Source organism: Agromyces bracchium (assembly GCF_009709675.1).
GTDB lineage: Bacteria > Actinomycetota > Actinomycetes > Actinomycetales > Microbacteriaceae > Agromyces > Agromyces bracchium.
Window position 1 is genome coordinate 1 of the sequence record NZ_WMLB01000036.1, and the last position, 19,558, is coordinate 19,558.

Here is a 19,558-nt window from a genome sequence, read left to right on the forward strand (position 1 = left end):
CTTGCGATTCATCAGGGGTTTTTGGTGGATCTGAGGGGACTCGAACCCCTGACCCCCTGACGGTGTGCACCGTGGTGGGCGCGCACGTGATTGGTTGTGGATGCCAGTAAGTATAAGGAAGGCCGGGGTGGGCGGCCAGGTCGGCGGTGGCCGATGGATGCCATGAATCGCCGGTATCTGGGAACGAAAAGAGCCTCAAAAAGGCCGCACGGGCCCAGGCGTCGGCATGCCACCGCGCGCACCGTCCTGCGCGTGATTTCCAACCGCGGCGGCGCACATGGCCGCCCGACAAATGACCACGTTCTCCGACATCGATCCGGCCGGCGTGCCCGGTCACTTCGAGCGACCGGTCCACCTCAGCGACCGGGCCCGACCCCTGGAATGCGGGGTGGGCGTTCCCGGGGAACGCGACGATGACGTCGTCGTCTCGGTGCTCGAGGTCCGATTCGGCGTCGGTGAGGTTCTTGGTGAGGGCGTCACGGAGCCGGCGAGTTCCGCTTCCAGCGAGTCATCGGCCGGACGGCCCGGGAGTACGATGTTCGGCAGTACCTCAACCCGGATGGCGGTGAAGTCCTCGGTGCGATGCAAGGGGTGGCGAGGGTAGTCTCGGGTTCGCTCATGCGGTGCGAGGCGAAGTGGTCCTCCGACCTCGGCGGGGTTTGAGCGCCCACCGCTGCTTCGCCACGTCGAATGGCCCGGGCCCTGGTCGGGATCGTGAACGTCCTCCGGCTCGGCGGCACCATGAGCTTGAGGCCGCGGACCCGGCACTGGCGTAGTTCGATGATGCAGTCGCGGTCGGCGTGCCGTCCTCGAAGTCGGGTTCGGTGAGGTCATGGATCAGCTCCGCCTGCCCAGAATGGATCGAGCTTGCGGTCAGCATCGGGCTGCCCGTGGAACCCGCGAGAACGACGCCCCGCAGGATCTCATCGCCGCTCATCGACTACACCTCATGGACGAGGTTTCAACGAGCGATCGGGAAGAGCAAACGCCAACGCGGACGTCTCAACAGATCCTCTGAGGCGTCGATTGCCCATCACACTCCAATCCGATGGCCGCACGTCGGCGAAGGATCGCCCCCCCTTGCTTCTCCCCCACGTGGCGCTGCCCCATGCCGCAGTCGTGCTCGTCGGGATGACGCTTTTCCACTTCCGCGTCTTGGGAATATGGCCAAATAGCGCTTGCCATGATTTAGGAGCGCAACGGTCGGTAAAGGGGCCTGGCCTTGCTGCTCGGCCTGTCGCCGCTCGAAGCGGGGTTCTATTCTGGGCCCAGGCACCATCGGGATTCTGCTGTGAGGGGGTGCAGAGCATCGTGAGCGAGGAGTCGGCGGGGTTGCCGGGAGCGCAGGTGCTACACGACAGGGCAGCGGAACTGCGCCGCAGCGGGGACCTGGTTGGGGCTGAACAGGCCTTCGCTGAATTGGCGACCATCTACGGAGAGGCGACCGACTTTGAGGACGCGTTTCAGGCGGCCATCGGCGAGATTGAGCTCTCGGACTTCGCTATGCGGGCGCACGACGACACCGAGGCGTTGGCCCACGCCCAGCGAGGATGGACGATCGGCAATCGACTGAGTGCGGCCGGTGTGGTGACTGGCGGCTTCATCGCTCTCCATACAGGTGCCCGCAGCGCACGTGCACATCTCGCGCTCGGGGGCGACACCGCTGCACTCGAGGCGCTCAGCGACACTCTCAAGGTTCTAGGCAGCGAGACCGCTGGGGTTCCCACGGAGCTTACGGAGAGCGCCCGGCGTATCGCGCTCCTCCTCGTGCACAACGAGGGCAACTATGCGGTCGGTCCGCTGCTCAGCGAGGTGGTTCGCGTCTGCGCCACTTTGCCGCCTCCGGCGGAGTCGGATGCCCAGGCTGCGTGCGGCGATGTGCTCAGCGAAATCGGAAACCACGAGGCCGCGATGGAGGCCTACCAAGAGGCGATCGCTGCGAGGCCCGAGGATTCGCGGCCTGATCAACTCGCTCGCGCCAATTTGATGAATCTGGCAGGCGGGGCGGCCGATCGGGCTGGCCGGTATGGATCCGCGGCTCGGCTGTACGCGGCAGCGCTGGAGATCTGTGAGCGGCATCTCCCGCCTGACGACATCGAGCTGCTTCGTTCCCGCTACAACCTGGCCGAACTGGCGCGCTTCCGCGGCGATGATCTCGCGCACGCGGCAGACGAACTCGCCAGTGTCGCCGCGTCGCTCCGGGCTCGGCCGGATGCCGATCGCCCCTTCTTCACAGTCGTGTTGAAGAATCTGGCGCAAGCGCGCCTCACCCAGGGGCGACCGGAGGATGCAGCCAAGCTCGTGAAGGAGGCGCTCGCCCAGCGGCCCGATGCGCACCGCCGCGTCCAACTTCTGGTGATCCTCGGGACGATCCAGCGGGAATCGGGCGACGAGCCGGACGTGGGTCCTCAGATCGAGCAACTGGCGGTAGATATCAGCGCCGAGGAGGGCGCCGAATCGCGAGACTATCTTCGGGCCCTCCAGGCCGCGGCATCCTTCATGCGAAACGATCGAGCGGACGCCGCCGTGGATGCATATGCCGTCATCCTCGACACCGTAGGTGAACCGGAAGGTTACGCTGACCGCCTCCTCGTGAGCGGTACGCTGGCCGACCTCGCCGCCCGGCGCTGGACTTGTGGCGACTTCAATGGTGCCCTCGATGCTCTGAGAGCCGCGTCACGGCTTCAGGAACGGTCGAAAGCCGAGGGCTGGCGGGTGCGCTCGACGTTCGAGGATGACGGGGCAGACCCACTCCCGCTCGCTGGCCTCCTAATTGAGCTCGTGCTGCGGCATCTTGCGGATAACGACGATGCACGGCGCTTGGCCTTCCGGGTGGGCACCGGAAGCAAGCGTCTTCAGGCTGAAGTGCTGCGTCGGCAACGAGAGATGATTCTCGAGGGCAGAGAAGATCTGATCGATGTGCAGGAACTGGCGTCCCGGATGCGAGTTCAGCAGGTGGCCGAGGAGGACGTCGGACGCGCGGACGAACTTCAGAAACTCGATGTCGCCCTGGCGATGAGCGTGCCCGATAAAGCCATCCTCGATTCGTTCGACTCTTCGGAGCCGGAATCGGTCTGTGCGCAGCTTCCGCCGAACAGCGTGCTGGTCGAGTACGTGAAGTGCCGGCGATTCCAGATCCTCAGCGATGGTCCTTCCGCAGGCGAGCGGACCAAGGACTGGTATGTTGCCTTCGTCCTTCCGCGCAAGGATCCAGCTGGTCTAGCCCTCGTTGACCTTGGTCCCGCGGAAGCGATCGACCAGGCGATTCTGGACATGCGGACGGCGATCGCAGCAGATGGATCCGGAGCAGCCGCGGGTTGGCGGCTTGCGGCCCGCGCGGCGGCAGCGTTGGTGTGGGACCCGATTGCTTCACTAATCGACGTCGATGCGACCGTTCTGATCGCACCGGACGGCCAAATGGGAGCTCTTCCGTTCGACGCGCTCTTGGATGCCAACGAGATCCCTCTCCTTGCGAAGCACACGCTGGTATGTATCGGAACCGGACGGGATACACGGCTGCTTAATTCACGTCCCAATTGGAGCAGTGCCGCACCCGAGGTGGTCGGCGCGCCGGAGTTCGGAGACCCTTGGGCGCCGTTTGTTCCGCTCCCGGCGGCGCAGCGTGAGGCGAAAGCCGTCGCCTCGTTGCTTGACGTCGTTCCATTGCTGGGAGCATCGGCGACCAGAGACTCCTTGCTTGATGTGTCAGACCCCGAAATCCTTCACTTGGCTACGCACGGCTACTATCTGCCATCGACCGATGCCGTCGGGCCGCTGGGCGCTCAGCTGACCGGATTCGCGGCAAAGGGCCCGCTGCTGGCTACTGGGCTCGCGCTGGCGGATGCCAACCGGCGCGTCGCAGGCGAGGCGGGCGGGTTCGCCGGCGTCGTCACGGCGCTCGACGTGCTTGGTATGCAACTGTTCGGCACGGATCTGGTCGTGCTTTCGGCGTGCGAGTCTGGGCTGGGCGTCGTCGACGATGGGGAGGGGCTCATCAGCCTCGCGCGCTCGTTCGCCTTGGCAGGCGCGCGATCTGTGCTGTGGAGTCTCTGGCGCGTGGATGACTGGGCGACTGCAAACCTGATGGCGGGATTCTACAAGCGACTTCTCCGCGCCACACCGCGCGGGACCGCTCTCTACCGCGCCAAGAGGGACATGCTCGCATCCCATCCGGACCGGCCCGACTTGTGGGCCGCCTTCGTCCTCCAGGGCGATCCGCTGCCGCTCGCACGTTACCGGCTGCTCCTTTCCCCCGACACGCAGATCCGCGAGCGATCGGTGCATCAGGAGGACGGTGTCAGCTATCTGGATATGGGTAAGCGCCGTACGGCCAACTTTCGCGTGCCCGTCGGCGACGACGTGCTCACGTTCGCCTCGATAGACATGACCGGGATGCGCGTCGCCGCCGCGGAGCACGAGGAGGCGCAAGCCGCACGCGCCCTCCGCGAGGAGCGGTACGACGACGCCATCGAGCGTCTCCAGGGCGCGCTCGAGCACTTGAGTCCAAACTCGGTGTCTGCACGTCAGCTTGCTGCCAGTCTGCGCCGCAAGCTGGCCGTGGCATACGGTCTCGCGGGCGACTTCGATCATGCTCTTGAGGAGGGGCTCAAGGCGCTGTCCGGGTACGAGAAGCTCGAGGACTGGCCCATGGAACTGGCGCAGGTGTTGGACAATATCGCGGCAGTGGAGGTGGCGTTGGGGCGTCTGAAGGAGGCTACCGCGCACTACGACCGTGCTCTCGCCATCAAGCGCCAGGAGCGACCAGCCGGGCACCCATCGATCGACTTCACTCTGGCGCGATTGAGCGAGATCTCCTGAGCACGGACGGGCGTATCGCCCGCGGAAGCGTCTCAGTCGCGTGGCAGGGACAAAACCTCGCCCGGGTCGCTCGAATCGTCCAAGTCGGGCGGCGACTGCGGACCACGGGTCTGAGCGCTGATGATTGGTCGCCAGAAGCGCCACCACTGCCGGTTCTTCGCGAAGTAGAGCATCTCGAACAGCGGTGTAAGAGGGGGGTCATCGTCCGACGGCGAAACGGCGAAGCGTGTGTTGGCCGACGAGACGAACGAGACGCGACCGTGCACGTCGGCGAGTTGAATCTTGCCGGGCGCAACGGAAACCGAAGAGGTGGCCTCGACATGGGCCGCAGATTCGGCCGACATGGCCAGCGCTCCCGACTTAGCCTCCAGCACTCGTGTAATTACGACGTTGTCGGTATCGAGTCGTCTTGGCTCGGCATTCCACGCGGTCATCATGTCTCGCCGAAGCTGTTCCTCGTCGACCACGCGGTGCATTTGCACGTCGCGGAGCAGCACAAGCACCGCGTCGCCACTCGTGAAGGAGATCGTCAGGGCGCCCGAGACGTCCGTCACGGCAGAGACGATTTCTCCTGTCTTGACGGACGCTTCGCCCGCGATCTCGACTCCGCCCTCCGTTGCGAACTGAACGTCCTGATACGGAAGGGACTGGGTCTCAAATGCAATGCCGGCGCGGCCGAGATCACTTGATCGGCGGTAGACCCCATCCTCGCCGATACGGCCTACCTCGCCGACTTCGACTCTGAGACCCGGCGGCCAGGTGCCGAAAAACCGCGTCTTGTCGTGGACTTCCTTCAAGTAGGCGATAGCTGCGTCGTCCATGACCACCTCACAGTGTCAGCGGGCGCAGAGCGAGGAAGGCCCTGTAGGCGTCGTCCTCGACAGACAGCGTTCGCAGATTGGGTTCCTGCTCGAAGCCCCCTTCTCGCAGGTTCTGCTTGATCGCCTGGTGCAGCTGACTGTGGTCTCCCGAGAAGGCACCGTCATCCCACACTCGCAGGAGCGCGCCGGTGAACGCTCCGTTCACCGCACCGTCCTTGGATTCCTGATCGTCCAGACAGCCCGAGATCAACGCACCCGTCGCTCGCACAGCGGACTTGGGCGCCGTCGCACGGCCATGGTATCTACCCTCGTGGCTCTCGAACTCTCTTACTGTGGACGTCAGCGGCAGTCTTTTCGACTTGGCCGGACCCGAGTCGACCAAATTGGCATCGCGGGACATCGCGATTCCTCGGCTGACCGTTCCGCTGTGGCAGCTGTCGGACAGCACCAGGATCTGCACGCCTTCGGTGAACGAGGCGAGCGCTGCGTTGATGTCGTCATCACGCAGCTGGGAGTCGAATAGGCACCAGGTCTCGTCCAGAAAGTCGGGCTCCTCACCGTCGACGTCGGGAACCTGTCCCCCATGTCCGGAGTAGGTGATGAAGAACATGTCGCCAGCGACGAGTTCATCGGCAGCGTCCTGCATTGCCTGCAGAACGGCGTCGCACGTCGCATCCGCCGTGAGGATGACGGCCGCTTCCGCGCCCCTGGCCTCAGCGAGTGCCCGCATGTCGGCAGCGTCGGCCTCACACGCGAGCAGCTCGTAGGGCGCCCCGTAGCTTTTTGGGTCGACGGCATTAAGCCCGACATGAAGCGACTTCATCGTCGGCATCGATTCCCCGCAATCCGAACCTGGGTAGGCGCTACACGTAGCGTCGGCGGCGCACTTCCCCAGAACCCCAGTCGTGCCATATATACCCCTGGATTCATCTCGACGAAAGAGGCATGCGCGAAAATCACCAATATGCGCGTGGGGTCGGCGACTTCGAAGACCGCAGGAAGGGTCACCGCTACCAGAAGTTGGTCCGCGTCGACGGCGAGTTCGCGGCCAAGCGCCTGATCCGAACCCACGGACGGCTTTGCTCGACGGCGGGAACTGGTCATCACTTCAGCTTGCTCGTGCTTGAGGTCTCCCGGCTATCGCGATCTTGCCTTCCACACCAATCATGCCCCGAACAGGCGGTTCGCGCTCACGGGATCTGAGGCACGCCAACAGCCACGCGCAAGGTGGCTGAGTCTGCGCGTCATCAAGCTCCGCGAGAACGGCAGCAGCCGGCTCCACCGAGTCGGGCACGTTAGGGCGAGCGCGCTGACCAGTGCTCTGCCGCGCCGCCGACCCGCAGGCCCGCTGACTTCCTGAGCGTGCAGTTGCCAGCCTCTTGACGTGCAAGTCGTTGGAGGAGCAAGGTGGGCAGCACAATCACGCCAATAGCCGGGGGGCGGCGATGTTTGGTTCGACTGTCGTTGTGGATGCGCACCGAACGCTCGCAGATGCGGTGGTACGAATCGAGGGCGTCGCCGACGATGTTCAGATTGTCGTGCGCCAGCGGACAGGCGCCGCCCCGCGATACTTCCTCTTCCGCGCAGGCTTCCTCCGTTCGATCGCCCAACAGCGACCGACCGCTTTGGCGGAGGACGGCCTGAACCTGAAGTCGGCCAGATCGGCACGCACGGTCGCGGCCGAGGACGCGGCCTCGATCGTTGACGACACCGTTGTCGTGCTCAACGGGGACGCTGTTGCCGGGGTACTGGTCGGGACGAACGGAGATCGGGGTGCGGGGACACCGACCCAACCTGCGCCGACCTGGCCGGCTCCGGGCCCATTCGACCACGGGTTCTCCCCATCCACGGTCGACAACATCTTCGTGCACCCTCCCGAGGAGACGCCGGCAGACATGGGTGACGTTCCTCACGGAGGAGCGGAGGGGATGCCGAACGACGGCGACACCGGCGAGGGCTGGCCCGGCGGCGGTAGAGGGCTGCCCGCCAACCGGGAGACCCCCGCCGCGGCGCTTCCGCCGTTCACTGCATCCACTGCGATCGACTGTCCGTCTGCGGCAGTCGTCGGAGAACAGTTCGACGTCGTCGTCGGGCTGGAACCGCCGCCGTCGACCGGAGAGCCGACTGTGGGCGTGACCGTGCACACGGGCCTCGCGGAGTTCGACCTCGTGGTGTCCATCGCCGCAGCAGGATTCCAGACGAAGCGCACTCGCGACGTGCTGCACGTCGTCCGCTCTGACCCGGGGGCGGAGCGGGTGACTTTCACGCTCACGCCCGAGCCAATCGACGGCGAGGCCGTCTCGGCGCTTCTTCGCATCGACTTTTCGTTTGGAGGTGTGCCATGCGGAACCGCGTGGCTGGCGATCGTCGTGACGGCTGGCAGAACCGGTGCGCTGGCGAGCGCTCCACGCAAGCCTTCGGAGTCGCCGATTATCCCCGCCCCCCTGCCGATCACGGTCGGCAATCACGAGCGCCCACCCGACCTCGTTATCACGATCAGCGAGAACGAGGATAGCACCCAGCTGGAGTGGCAGTTCGCGTGCAAAGACGCCGACATTGAGGTCCCGAGCACGGCGGTGAGTACGCGCTTCCAGCAGCACAACGCCCGATCCTTCGCGTTGCAGCAGGTCCGCCTCATTCACGAGTCGATTGGCGACGCGGCGATCGACGCCAGAGTGACCGGTGTTAGCCGCACCATTGCCAACCAGATCCCGACCGAAGCTTGGCAGGTCCTGAGCGCCGTGTGGCAGAGGGCATCCGCCCAGAGTCGTCTTCCGGGCGTCCTAATCGTGACCACGGATGCGTACATTCCGTGGGAACTCGCCTCGACAGAGGACACCTATCTCGATGCGACGCTCACGGATTCCGGTATTGCCCAGATCCTCGGCGCACAGGTTCCGATCAGTCGGTGGAACGTCCCAAACGCACGAGGCGTACGGGGTGTCCTCGCCCCGCCGCAGCCGCCACCCGAGTCGCTCGGCGTGGGGGGAATGGCGCTCGTGATCGGCGACTACCTGGTCGAGAGCGCCCAGCGACCGCTTCCCATGGCCACGGAAGAGGGCAACGAGCTCGCCGCCCTCTACACGGCGACCCAGCTGACCGCAACGCTGTCCGACATCGATCCGCTGTTCGATGGGGAGCTCGAACGCGACGGCGTGCGGATCGAACCAGATCTGGTGCACTTCGCCTGTCACGGCCAAGCCGATGCCAACCCGCGCTTCAACGGCATTATCCTCAACGACGGCAACCTGCGGCTGGACCCGCTGTACGTGGCCGGGCGCCGCCGCCGAGAGGACTTCATCTTCCTCAATGCGTGCCAGATCGGGCAGAGCACGCAGTTGCTCGAGGAAGCCGGCGGCTTTGCCACACAGTTCTTGAACACGGGCGCCGGCGGCTTCATCGCGCCGCTGTGGAACGTCGATGACCAGATCGCGAAGGAAACGGCCCTCGGCTTCTACGCGGCGACGCTGGGATCCAAGCGCATCACGGTGGCGGAGGCCCTGCGTCGGCGGCGCGCGATGTACGACCCAGGTGCGGCGGTACCACAGCCAACGCATCTGGCCTACGTGTATTACGGCCACCCAAACCTCATCCTCAACCCGCGTCCACCACTCGTCCGCGAAGGAGCGCCAGCATGACCGATCTCGATGGGACCACCACCGGCGTAGAAGTCGCGCCCGGGTATTGGATCACGGCCCCGGGGCTGCGGGGAAGCGTCGAGGCGCGCCTTCCACGTCCCGTCGGCAGCGCCGACCGCGGCCCTGAGCTGGCGACGGAGGCCTTCGATGCCGCCGCGCGGGAGTCGGGTTTGAGAGAGGTCATGAAGTTCGAGCTCCACGTGCAGGAGGTGCCCCTGCCGCCGGCTGCACCGCGCCAGCGCGCGGCCACGGGTGAGGACGCGTTCGTCCTCGAGACACCCGACCTCGGACCAGAGGTCGGCCAAGTCGTCCTCGCCTTGGACGAAGCAGGGGCGGTTACCTGGAACTTCCCGGAAACGGCGGACCGCGCGGTCGAGGTGCCGGCGACCCGTGGAGCGGGCGGCAAGAAGCGCTTCGTCATCCGGCAGGCCACGCCCGCGCCCCCGGCGACGGGCACTGCCGCGAACCGTGGAATCTTTGGTGCGATCGGACGCAAGCTGCTCAAGGTGCTCATCTACCCGGTGACCGACGCGATCCTCGGACCCGTCTCACAGTTCTTCGCCGGCAAATGGGAGGAGACGAAGCGCCCGTATCTGGTGCGCGCATTCGGTCCGGGCAACTACGTAGACCCCATGAGCACCGGATTCGGTCGCACCGACTGGGACGGACTCGACCAGAAGCGGGCACTGCTATTCCTCCACGGGACGTTCTCCACATCCCACGACGCGTTCCACCATCTCCCTGCTCCCACGATGGAAGAACTGCACCGCCGGTACGAGGGGCGCGTCTTCGCGTTCAACCATTACACGCTGTCGCACACCCCACAAGAGAACGTCCAACAGTTCGCGAAGATGCTCCCGCACGGCATCCACTTGGACCTCGACATCGTTGCCCACAGTCGCGGGGGCCTCGTCGCGCGAACCCTCGCCGGAGAGCTCTCCGGCTCCTCCCACGGTGTCATGCGCATGGACGTCCCCGGCGTCACCGTACGTCGGGCGGTGTTCGTCGCGACACCCAATCACGGGACCGCGCTCGCCGACGCCGACCACCTGATCGCCTTCATCGACCGGTTCACCACGCTGCTCAACCTCGCCCCGCCCGGCCCGGCCGAGGTGGTGGCGGACGTGCTGGAGGCGATCATCACGGCGGTCAAGGTGATCGGACATGCCATCGTGAACGGGCTGCCGGGCCTCCAGTCGATGGCCCCGAAAGGCGGCTTCATCAATGCCATCAATGGTGGTACCGGCCCCGCGGCGGTGTATTTCTCGATCGCCGCCAACTATGAGCCCGATCGATCCGGGCCGCTGTGGCCACTGGTGCGCGACTCGGTGAAGAACTCCGTCATCGATCGCGTGTTCGGGGAGGACAAGAATGACTTGGTGGTGCCGACCCTCGGCGTGTCTGCAGGGAGCAAGGACCCGGTGTTCCCGATCACGAGTGGGCATTCATTCACCTTCTCGGGCGAAGCGAACGTGCACCATAACATCTTCTTCGCCCAGGCGCCGACGTCGGAGAAACTGCTGTCCTGGCTGCCGGCGCACTGACCGTGCGGGCGCGACGCCGGCTCAGCGACAGGGGATGACGAGCGCCGCCACGATGGCAGCCACCTGCACTGCGAACGCCACGAGCGTGAGAAGTGTCATCTTGCGGCGGCGCGACTTATCGCCGGTCCAGGCGGCGACGGGCACGTCGACCAACTGCACGAGCGCGGTCGCGACGGCGATCCCCCACAGCCACTGCGTCCCCTGGCCCAGGAATGCAGCGACGACGGCGCACACTGTCGAGGCTATGAGTGCAGCCGAGCGAGAGACGACGTACCAGAGCGCCCCGCGGGCGATGCCGTCTTCAGCGGTCCTCGGCAGCTGCTTTCCCGCGTAGAACGCGATGCTCGGCACGTTCACGAAGAAGGTCACCACCGCGAGGATCCACATCGTGCATGACATGACCAGACCGTAGCGCGGACGATCTCCCTCTGCCATCCTGAATCTGGGGGATTTTCGATCCGAGGGGTGGGATTGGAAATGGATGATGCTGGGGCTTCATATCGCAGGCTTCTCTCCGCGCGCGCCGACGGCGGCCCCTTCGAAGCGGCCGGCGGCGGGAACGGTGACCTGCCTGACACCGACGTCGCCGTCGCGAGCCTGATCGACGGCGTCCGCTACCTCGAGGAGCGCTTGGGCAAGTACGCCGAACCCGAGGTCTTGGCGGAGCTGGTCGGCGGCGCGGAGCACGGTCTGAGGGTGATCTCCGGAAAGGACGACGGAGCGTTCGATCGTCATGATCTCGCCGGGCTCGAGGCGGTGGTGCACAGCGACGGGACGCGCCCGGTCTTCTTCGTCGAAGACGACTTCATCGATGTGCTCAATCCGGCTGCGGCGACTCACGCCGCCGCACTGTCGCGGGTATCCGCAGCGGTCCGGGCCGCGTGCAGCGCCGTAGGCCGTGTGGTGGATCCCTCGTCCGCTCTCGGGTTCCGCGGGACCGCGTGGGCGATCGGCGACGGTATCGTCGCGACGAATTTTCATGTGCTGAAGGCGATCGCCGTCGGCGCAGCACGACCCGACGGCCGATTCGTCGGCGAGCTCAAACCCGATGTCGCCGTCGACTTCGGCGGCGAGGTCGGCGGAAGCGGTCCGGATGGCCGGCGCTTCCCCGTCCATAGGGTGCTGGGCGTCGGCTCTGAAGGCGCGCCAGAGCGAGCCAGCACGACGCTGGAAGACGTCAACTTCGACGGTCTCGACCTTGCAATTCTCGAACTCGAACCGGTCGACGGACAAGACTTCCCCGCGCCCGTCGCGGTCGCACGCGGGGACGATCCCGCCACCCACGGCGCGCTCGCCTCGAAGGGCAGGAGCGTGTACGTCGTCGGATTCCCGGGTAACCCGAAGTCCACCACGGCTGACGTCTTCGGACGGCTGTTCGCCGGGGTCGCAGGAGTGAAGCGGCTCGCACCCGGGACGCTCGCGGCCGGGCGCGGTGACGTCCCCGGCGACGACAGGAGATGGGTAATCGCGCATGACGCGAGCACCCTCGGCGGAAGCTCGGGTTCGCCCGTCATCGATCTCGAGACGGATGGGCGGGCGGTTCTCGGTGCGCACTTCGCGGGCGCGCCCGACCGCACCAACTGGGCGCACAGTCTCGAGGGAGCGAGCGACGAGCTCGCCGAGATCGTTCCGGGGTGGTGAGGCAGGTGCGCACCGATTGGCCGAAGCACGTCCAGGAGCTCGCGGAGTTCGTCATCGCAGACATCCCCCGTATCCGTGTGATCCTCGACGAACTCGGGATCCCCAATGTTGACTACGAGGATCCCGAAGACTTTCTTCCGCGCGCTATCCTCAGCGCCGACGAGGCACACAGCCTCATCCCGTTCCAGGCCATGCTCCTTAGAGCGAGCTTGATGCGAGCCGGGGCGGACATCGCAGCGGAGGTGAACAAGCGTTACGCGGTGCCTCAGAGCATGGCATCGCAGACGTTCCTCTCGCAGGACGCGCTAGTCGCCGCGAAGCGCCTGGTGCAGGCGTGCGAGGTCGTGTGCATCGTCGAGATCGACGGCGACGACGACATCGATCGATCTCACGGCACGGGCGTGCTCGTGTCCCCCATGCTCGTGCTCACCGCGGCGCACGTGGTCCAAAGGCTGGTGGAGCGCGCAGGCGACGGATGGAGGGCGAAAGAAGGATCGAGCCACCGCATCCAGGTCATCTTCGGACACGCGGCGGACCTGGTCGACGGCAATACGATCAAGCCGCCCGGCGCGCGCCGAGTCACACCTCTGGCTGCGCAGTGGTTAGTGGATTTCAGCCCGCCCGGTCCCAAGGAGGTCGCCGGCCCTGAGTTCGTCCTGGACAGTGTGGAGGGCATCGGGAGCGAGGGGCCGTGGGACCTAGCGCTTCTCAGGCTGGAGAAGCCGCACAAGTCGGCACCGCTGAGCCCGCGCGCACGCATCCCTCGCCAGCCGTTTCAGGTGCACGTCCTCCACCACCCCGAAGACGGACGGGGCCGAGCGCTGCCTCTGCAGTCATCGATCGGGAGAGTCGACGAGCGGCTCGGCGACCCGCCGTTGCGCGTCCTTCACTCGGCGAGCACGGCTCGGGGTTCGTCCGGGGCACCGGTTGTCGATGCTGACTTCCACCTCGTCGGGCTGCACCAGGCGGGCTCGCTCCAGCCGACGGAGGACATGGCGTGCAACCGCGCCGTCCCGGCTCCGCGCTGGAGAGCGATGGTCGCGGCCGCGAGTATCCCGGAGGCGGTTCCGTATCTGCATACCGTGGATGTGTCTCAGAACGACGGCACGATCGTTCGGACGCACGTCGTCGGGCGCCGTGAGACACAGGCCCGCGTGTGGCGGAGTGTCGCACTCACGTCGGATCCGGCTGATCGGCTCGTCACCGTCATCGGCACCTCGGAGACCGGCGTTCGGTTCACGAAGCACATCGTGCGGGGAATGGTTACGACAGTGGGCGGGATCTTCGCCTCGATCGACGTCGTCAACAGCCACGGCGACGACGCCGCCGCCTTCGCGGCCCGGGTCACGGGCGCTTTCGCCGCCTCCCTCCCGAGAGCCCGCGCGACGGGGCTCACGACCGCGCAGCGAGACCTGCGAAACCGGACCGTGCCCGCGCTCATCGGGAAGCTGGAACGAGCAGCGGGCAAGAGCGGGGCGTGGCTTGTTCTCGAGGGCTTCGACAGCAGCACGGGCGGTCCCTCCGCGGTAGTCATGGACGTCGTGGGACAACTCATCCGCGGATTGCCTCAGATGCCCCACGTCCGCCTCGTGCTCTCGGGGTGGCAGGAATCCCTTCCGCCCGGCTTCGAGCCGAGCGTGGAGTATCTGGTTGCGCCGACCTGGGAGGACATCGCACGCACCCTCGTTCCCCCCGGCCGCGACTCGGACGAACAGCTAATCCAGGAGCTCAAGCCGTTCGTCGAACCCGCCTACCGGCGAGCATCCGAGGCCGAAGCGGGAGTTGATGCCTATGGGGCAGCCGAACGCGCACGAGCGGCGCTCGCGCCCGCTGTGGCCGTGCTGCTGGCGGCGCGCGGAATCGGCGCGGGGAGTGTGTGATGAGCGACGTCGGCGGTTCCCTCTCACTGGGCGAGGAAGCCGAGAAGGCGTTGAGTGCCCTCCTCAAGGCGTGGTCGGAGCGACCGCCCGCCGAGTCGTCCGCGTTCGCAGAGAGCCTCGCCCCCACGGCGAAGATTCCACAGTCCTCTCCCAACAGGTCGGCCGAGGTCGAACACGTCCGCCTGCTGGGAGCGGCAAGCGGTGCGGTGCGACCCGCCGATCTTGTTGCTCACGTCCCGGATCAGCGCGATCAAGAGCGCCTGTTGAGCGAGGTCGCCGCCGACTTCGATCACACCATCGTGAACGAGAGGATGACCTGGACGCTTCGGGGTCCACAACGGTCCGCGGCGCTGGAGAAGGTTCGAGACCACCCGGACCAATTAGCAGGCGCCCTCGCACAAGCGGCGGGCATCACCACCGACCCGCCCGGTGACTTCCTGCGCGACGTGCTGGCGCGCGTTGCGGGGGACCCCACCTCTATCGATGCTGCGACCACCCCGCACGTCGATACGCCCGCCGCGGACGTCGCACAGGCCCTGATGTGGGCGGCCGGAGTGGGCGACTTCAGCCAAACACTCGCGCGCGTGAACGGACGTGCGCATGTGGAGTCGATCATCCGCAGCTACGCCGGACTCCTCGATCACGGACTGGTCGGCCGAGAGCGGCAAAGGGCGGATCTTGCGCGCTTCGTCGACGAGCCCCGACCGATCAACGGGCCGGTCGCGGTGATGACGGTCACCGGGATCGGCGGTAGCGGAAAGTCGACGCTCCTCGCAGATGTCATCCTGCCTCGCCTCCATGCCGTCCTCGATGGCCGAAGGCCGGGCGCCACGGTTGTCGTCGACCTCGACCGCGTCGCCTTCCGTCCGCACGCGGAGATCGAGTTGAGCTACGAGGTCACCAGACAGTTGGGCGCCGCCTGGCCGGAGTTGGCCGGGCCGCTCGCGACGGCGAGGGCCGAGGGCACCCAGGAGCGCGTCCACCTTCAAGAGTTCGCATCCGGCGTCGGCACCGACGTCGAGTATTCGAGCCGGGGCCACTACACCTTCCAATCTCGCGTGCAGGATGTCCTCTACGAAAGCCCACGAGCGTCAGAACCGGTTGTCGTCGTTCTCGACACATTCGAGGAATGGCAGCGTTCGCGACCATACCTCGGCCTGCGAGGCGGCTGGAACGATCCGGAACGGGTCATGGCGGAATGGCTGGACCACGTGCAGTACCAAATGGGCCTTCGTGACCTGCGGATCGTGATTGCTGGGCGAGCAAAATTCGAGACCGTCCCCAGCGAGGAGGTGGAACTCCCAGATCTCGACGATCGAGATGCTGCCCTCCTCCTTACCAGCCTCGGTGTCGAGGACGCGAGCGAACGCCTGGCGAAGGTCGTCGGCGGCAACCCACTCAGCCTGCAAGTCGCCGCGCGGTTCTTCCGTCGCCTGCCTGCCGGGGACAGGGAGGCATTCCTCGAGGGCGAGAGCATCGACGAAGCCCTGGACGTCGAACTGCGGCGGGCCGTCCTGTACGACCGCTTCCTCAAGCACATTGAGGACCCCGACGTCCGCCGCCTGGCGCACCCGGGGCTCGTCCTACGCCGGATAAACTCGCAGCTCGTTCGCGATGTTCTGGCCGAGCCCTGCGGGTTCAAGGCCATGAGCGCGCAGGAGTCCGAGATGCTGGTCGACAAGCTGGCAGATGAGGTATGGCTCGTCCGCGAATCCGACGACGGCAGCCTGCGTCACCTTCCGGAGGTGCGACGCGGAATGCTCGCGCTCATGTCCAGTGACCCGAAGCTCCGCGGGACTGCTCGTCGCATCCATGAAGCGGCCGCGAAGTGGTACAACCCCCGACCCGAGATCTCGGAGCCGCTCACTGCGCAGAACATCGAGGCGTTCTATCACCGAATGATGGTGTCGCAGGACGTGCTGGACGGGTGGGGTCCGGATGGCCCCGACCAGGTCGTGCGAAAGCACCACGCCGCCTTCGCTCGAGAGCTCGGCGACAGTGTGTCGGAGATGCCTCCCGAGGTCGATGCGCAGTTGAGGACCCTCCGTGATGAGGTTCTCCCACCCGACAAGGCGGAACTGCTTCCGAAGTCGTTCTGGGCCAAGCAGGTCGAGCTTGCTGGGCCCGCGCTGATCGAGCAGGACGACCCCGACGCAGCGATCGAGTTGTTCCACGCGAAGAGCGAGGCGATCGATGTAGTGCCTGACTGGCTGGCGCTCGCCTACTGCGACGCCGCACAGTGGGACGACTACGCCGCGTTCGCACGGACCCGGCATCTGCCGCAGAATCGCTACGACGCCGTGAACCGCATCATCGCGACGGATCCCACCGCCAGGGACAGCCTTCTGACGCGCGGGTCACCCGTCGCGGATGCCTTCACCCAGTTCGTGAGCCTCCTCGCCCGTGCGCAGACAGACGCCTTCGGCCCGGTCGTCGGTCATCGGCGTCCCCGCCCCGATGAGATGACTTCGCCCACGCCCTTCCCCGTCGATCAGCTTCGACGAGCTGTGGTCCTCCTATCCGAGGAGGATGGGCGACCGATGCCCCTCCAACTGACCGACCGAGCAGGCCTCTTGTCGCCGAATCCGCAGGTCATGCGGGGTTTGGCGGCACTCACTGACGACGATGATCTCGAGCGCATGGCGGAACAGCTCGAGCGACTCGCGCAGACACCGGAAGGCATCCGGTCGGCAGACATCCTCGGGCGAATGGCTGCCGAGATCGGCGGATCACCGCGCTTCCGCGCCGCCCGCGTGAACCGTCTCGGTCCGATGGAGCTGGCCGCGCTGCGCGGGGACAACCCCGAGCTCCGGCCGGCGATCCGAAATGTGCTGGCGAGCGTGGCCCCCGACGACGAGTGGCTCAAGACACTCGGCGCCATCGCTCAGCCGCTGCTCGCCATCCGGGTGGTCGACCTCCAGCCGGCAGCCCTGCCTCTCCTATCCGAGCCGACCGCGCGCAGCAGTGTCGTGACGCTCGTAGAGTTCGTAGACCGTTCACGGGTCACACGGAGATTCCTCCACGCGGTGGCCGAGCGGCTTTCGCACCCCCGGCTCGAGGGGCTCGTGCACGGGTTCGATCGATGGGACGATGCACACGATCGGCTGCTCGCGGCGGTCACACGCTGAAGGTCGACGCCCATGCGTCCGCCCGCCGATACCAACGAAGCGTGATCTTTCCCTCCCCGAGCCCCAACTTCGCCACATATTCGCCCGCAGCGGGGACTGCGACGGCAGCCGAGCGGGGCAGACGTCGACCGAGGAGTAGCATCCTGCCAGGAGGGCAGAATGAGCGACGACGTTGATCGGGCGCCGGTGGCTCCGATCGTCTGGACCTTCTGTGGCACGTCGGCGTTGCATCTAACTGACGGGCAGTACTCATTGATGATCGACCCGTTCTTTTCACGCGTTTCCATCGCCCGAGCGGCCACGCGCAAGATTGCTCCCGACCTAAACCTGATCGAGCGAGGGCTCCACGAAGCGGGCATCGGAAAAGTCGACGCAGTCTTCGTATCTCATGCTCATCACGATCACGTCATGGATGCGCCTCTCACCGCGTGGAAATATGAATGCTCCCTCTATGGCTCGCCGTCAACTGTGAATGTCGGCGTGGGGAGCCCTTTACACGCTGATTCGATGCACGCCATTGCGCCAGGCGCAGTGGTTCCCGTTGGCACTTTCAGCGTAAGGGTACTTGCGGCCAAACATGGTCATCCGAATTTGGCGCCCGGTGAGATCAAGGCCGCCTTCCCTACGCGTCCCGTATGGGGACTAAGGTATCGCGATGGCGGCGCATTTTCTTTTGTGGTCGAGCATAACAGCGCAACAACTCTCATTCATCCTGGCGCAAACTACATTGCCGGCGCTCTTGACGGAACGACCGTCGATACACTCTTCCTTGGTATCGCCGGTTCCTGGGCTAGATGCAAGACCTTTAGGAGGAGACTCTGGCGGAGCGTGGTCGAGGCGGCCGCGCCCCGCGTGCTCATTCCAGTGCATTGGGACGACTTCGGGGCGCCGTTGTCTCGACCGCTCGTCCTCAGGCGGTGGTCGAGAGGGTCGTTCGAGTCAAGCGCAAGATTCCTCGAGCAGGAATGCGGCGTGGCCGGCATCACGCTGCACTGGCCTCGACCCTTCACGGCGACCATGATGAGCAATGGGAACCCTTAGGATACCGACGGTCTCGGGTCGGGATGCCAATATTCGAACCGGTGACCCCTTGACGGTGCACACCGAGCTGGACGCGCACGTGCTTGGTGGTGGATGGCAATAGTTATAGGGCAGGGCGGGCTGATCGAGGGGGGCGAGGTGGCCGCTCGTTGCCGTCAGATGCAGTTGTCTGTGGATGAAAAGAGCCCCAAAAGGGCCGCAGAGTCGGCGACCGCTGGAACGGCAAGCGTTAGATACGAAACCCTGGGTGGATCACTCAACGTGCCCTTCCGAGCGTGTTCGCCGGAAGCGACCTCGGCGGAATACCCCGCTAAAGAGGGCTCGACACCGCGGGTCTCAGGCTGGATCTTGAGCGGCGCCGCTCGGGCGGCTGTTCAGGGACAGCCCGGTGGTCGGAACCGGCGCTCCCGCAGTACCCTTCGTTCATCGATGGCAGGGGGGCGAGTGATCAATCGCGCGCAGACGTACGGTCTCATCGGCGTGTACGACGACGACCCTACCGCCGACATGGTCGGGAAACGCGGATTCGGCGTGGCGGTCCACCTTGGCCAGACCTCTAGGCGGGAGGAGATCGAAGAGGCATGCAAGCGCGAAATCGCCAACACCCCGTGGGACTCCACCGACCCCGTGGTCGTCTATTGCTCGGGACACGACGGGCGCGGTGCGCTCGACGGCGCGGAGGAGTGCCAGTGCGCGCGCGAGCGCTCGCACCGAGGGTGGCCGTGGCGTCGAGTCGTTCCAAGAGCGACAGGGGAACGCCGATCGCGAAGTCGCGCGAGACGGCTTTCGGCCGTGGCGGTGGCTGCCGTCGCCGCCCTCGGGCCAATCGTGCGGGTCGCAAGGGAACTGGAGCCTGCGGCTGCGGGCAGGGAGATCAGGCTTCACTCCAGGTGCTTCCTCGCGTTAGGACGTTCTGCAATCGACCGCGAGCTGGCGGAGGGCCTTGACTTCGCCTACGTGATCGTCCACGTCTACGGCGACCGCACGATTGTGATCGGACAGGACGCGTCGCCGTGACGGATGCCTTTCGTCCAGCGGGGGGTGAGC

Annotated in this window: 11 protein-coding genes; 8 read left to right on the forward strand and 3 right to left on the reverse strand. The window is 65.9% G+C overall.

The features are described 5' to 3' along the window. Positions 1 to 1,299: 1,299 nt before the first annotated feature. Entirely contained in the window at positions 1,300 to 4,818 is a 3,519-nt protein-coding gene (locus GJ743_RS20255) for a CHAT domain-containing protein (RefSeq protein WP_196217023.1), read from the forward strand. 32 nt (positions 4,819 to 4,850) lie between these two features. Here GJ743_RS20255 and GJ743_RS15730 read toward each other — a convergent pair whose 3' ends face one another. Then, entirely contained in the window at positions 4,851 to 5,639 is a 789-nt protein-coding gene (locus GJ743_RS15730; RefSeq protein ID WP_155052857.1) for a hypothetical protein, read from the reverse strand. Between the two features lie 7 nt (positions 5,640 to 5,646). Further along, positions 5,647 to 6,471: a caspase family protein gene (locus tag GJ743_RS15735; RefSeq protein WP_155052858.1), complete on the reverse strand. Its 825-nt coding sequence runs from the start codon at positions 6,469 to 6,471 to the stop codon at positions 5,647 to 5,649. Between the two features lie 634 nt (positions 6,472 to 7,105). Here GJ743_RS15735 and GJ743_RS15740 point away from each other — a divergent pair. Together GJ743_RS15740 and GJ743_RS15745 are read left to right on the forward strand one after the other, a co-directional pair. Continuing rightward, positions 7,106 to 9,277, forward strand: a complete 2,172-nt coding sequence (locus tag GJ743_RS15740) for a CHAT domain-containing protein (protein ID WP_196217024.1) — start codon at positions 7,106 to 7,108, stop codon at positions 9,275 to 9,277. Further along, positions 9,274 to 10,821 carry a lipase family alpha/beta hydrolase gene (locus GJ743_RS15745; protein ID WP_155052860.1) on the forward strand — a complete coding sequence of 516 codons (1,548 nt, stop codon included), beginning with the start codon at positions 9,274 to 9,276 and terminating at the stop codon, positions 10,819 to 10,821. Before GJ743_RS15740 ends, GJ743_RS15745 begins: the two co-directional genes overlap by 4 nt. A 21-nt stretch (positions 10,822 to 10,842) precedes the next feature. Here the strand turns inward: GJ743_RS15745 and GJ743_RS15750 are convergent, their stop codons facing one another. Then, entirely contained in the window at positions 10,843 to 11,190 is a 348-nt protein-coding gene (locus tag GJ743_RS15750) for a hypothetical protein (RefSeq protein WP_155052861.1), read from the reverse strand. A gap of 108 nt (positions 11,191 to 11,298) precedes the next feature. Between GJ743_RS15750 and GJ743_RS15755 the strand changes: the two genes are divergently transcribed. The 5 genes from GJ743_RS15755 (at position 11,299) to GJ743_RS15775 (ending at position 19,528) form a co-directional block, all read left to right on the forward strand. Then, a complete protein-coding gene (locus GJ743_RS15755) occupies positions 11,299 to 12,462 on the forward strand; it encodes a trypsin-like serine peptidase (protein ID WP_155052862.1) in 1,164 nt (387 codons plus the stop codon). Further along, a complete protein-coding gene (locus GJ743_RS15760; RefSeq protein ID WP_155052863.1) occupies positions 12,456 to 14,342 on the forward strand; it encodes a trypsin-like serine peptidase in 1,887 nt (628 codons plus the stop codon). Before GJ743_RS15755 ends, GJ743_RS15760 begins: the two co-directional genes overlap by 7 nt. Next, entirely contained in the window at positions 14,342 to 17,470 is a 3,129-nt protein-coding gene (locus GJ743_RS15765; protein WP_155052864.1) for an ATP-binding protein, read from the forward strand. The genes GJ743_RS15760 and GJ743_RS15765 overlap by 1 nt, the downstream gene beginning before the upstream one ends. Before the next feature lie 159 nt (positions 17,471 to 17,629). Then, positions 17,630 to 18,511, forward strand: coding sequence for an MBL fold metallo-hydrolase (locus tag GJ743_RS15770; protein ID WP_155052865.1), 882 nt, complete (start codon positions 17,630 to 17,632; stop codon positions 18,509 to 18,511). A 480-nt stretch (positions 18,512 to 18,991) separates the two neighbouring features. Next, on the forward strand, positions 18,992 to 19,528 hold the full coding sequence (locus GJ743_RS15775) for a hypothetical protein (RefSeq protein ID WP_155052866.1): 537 nt from the start codon (positions 18,992 to 18,994) through the stop codon (positions 19,526 to 19,528). Positions 19,529 to 19,558 lie beyond the last annotated feature (30 nt).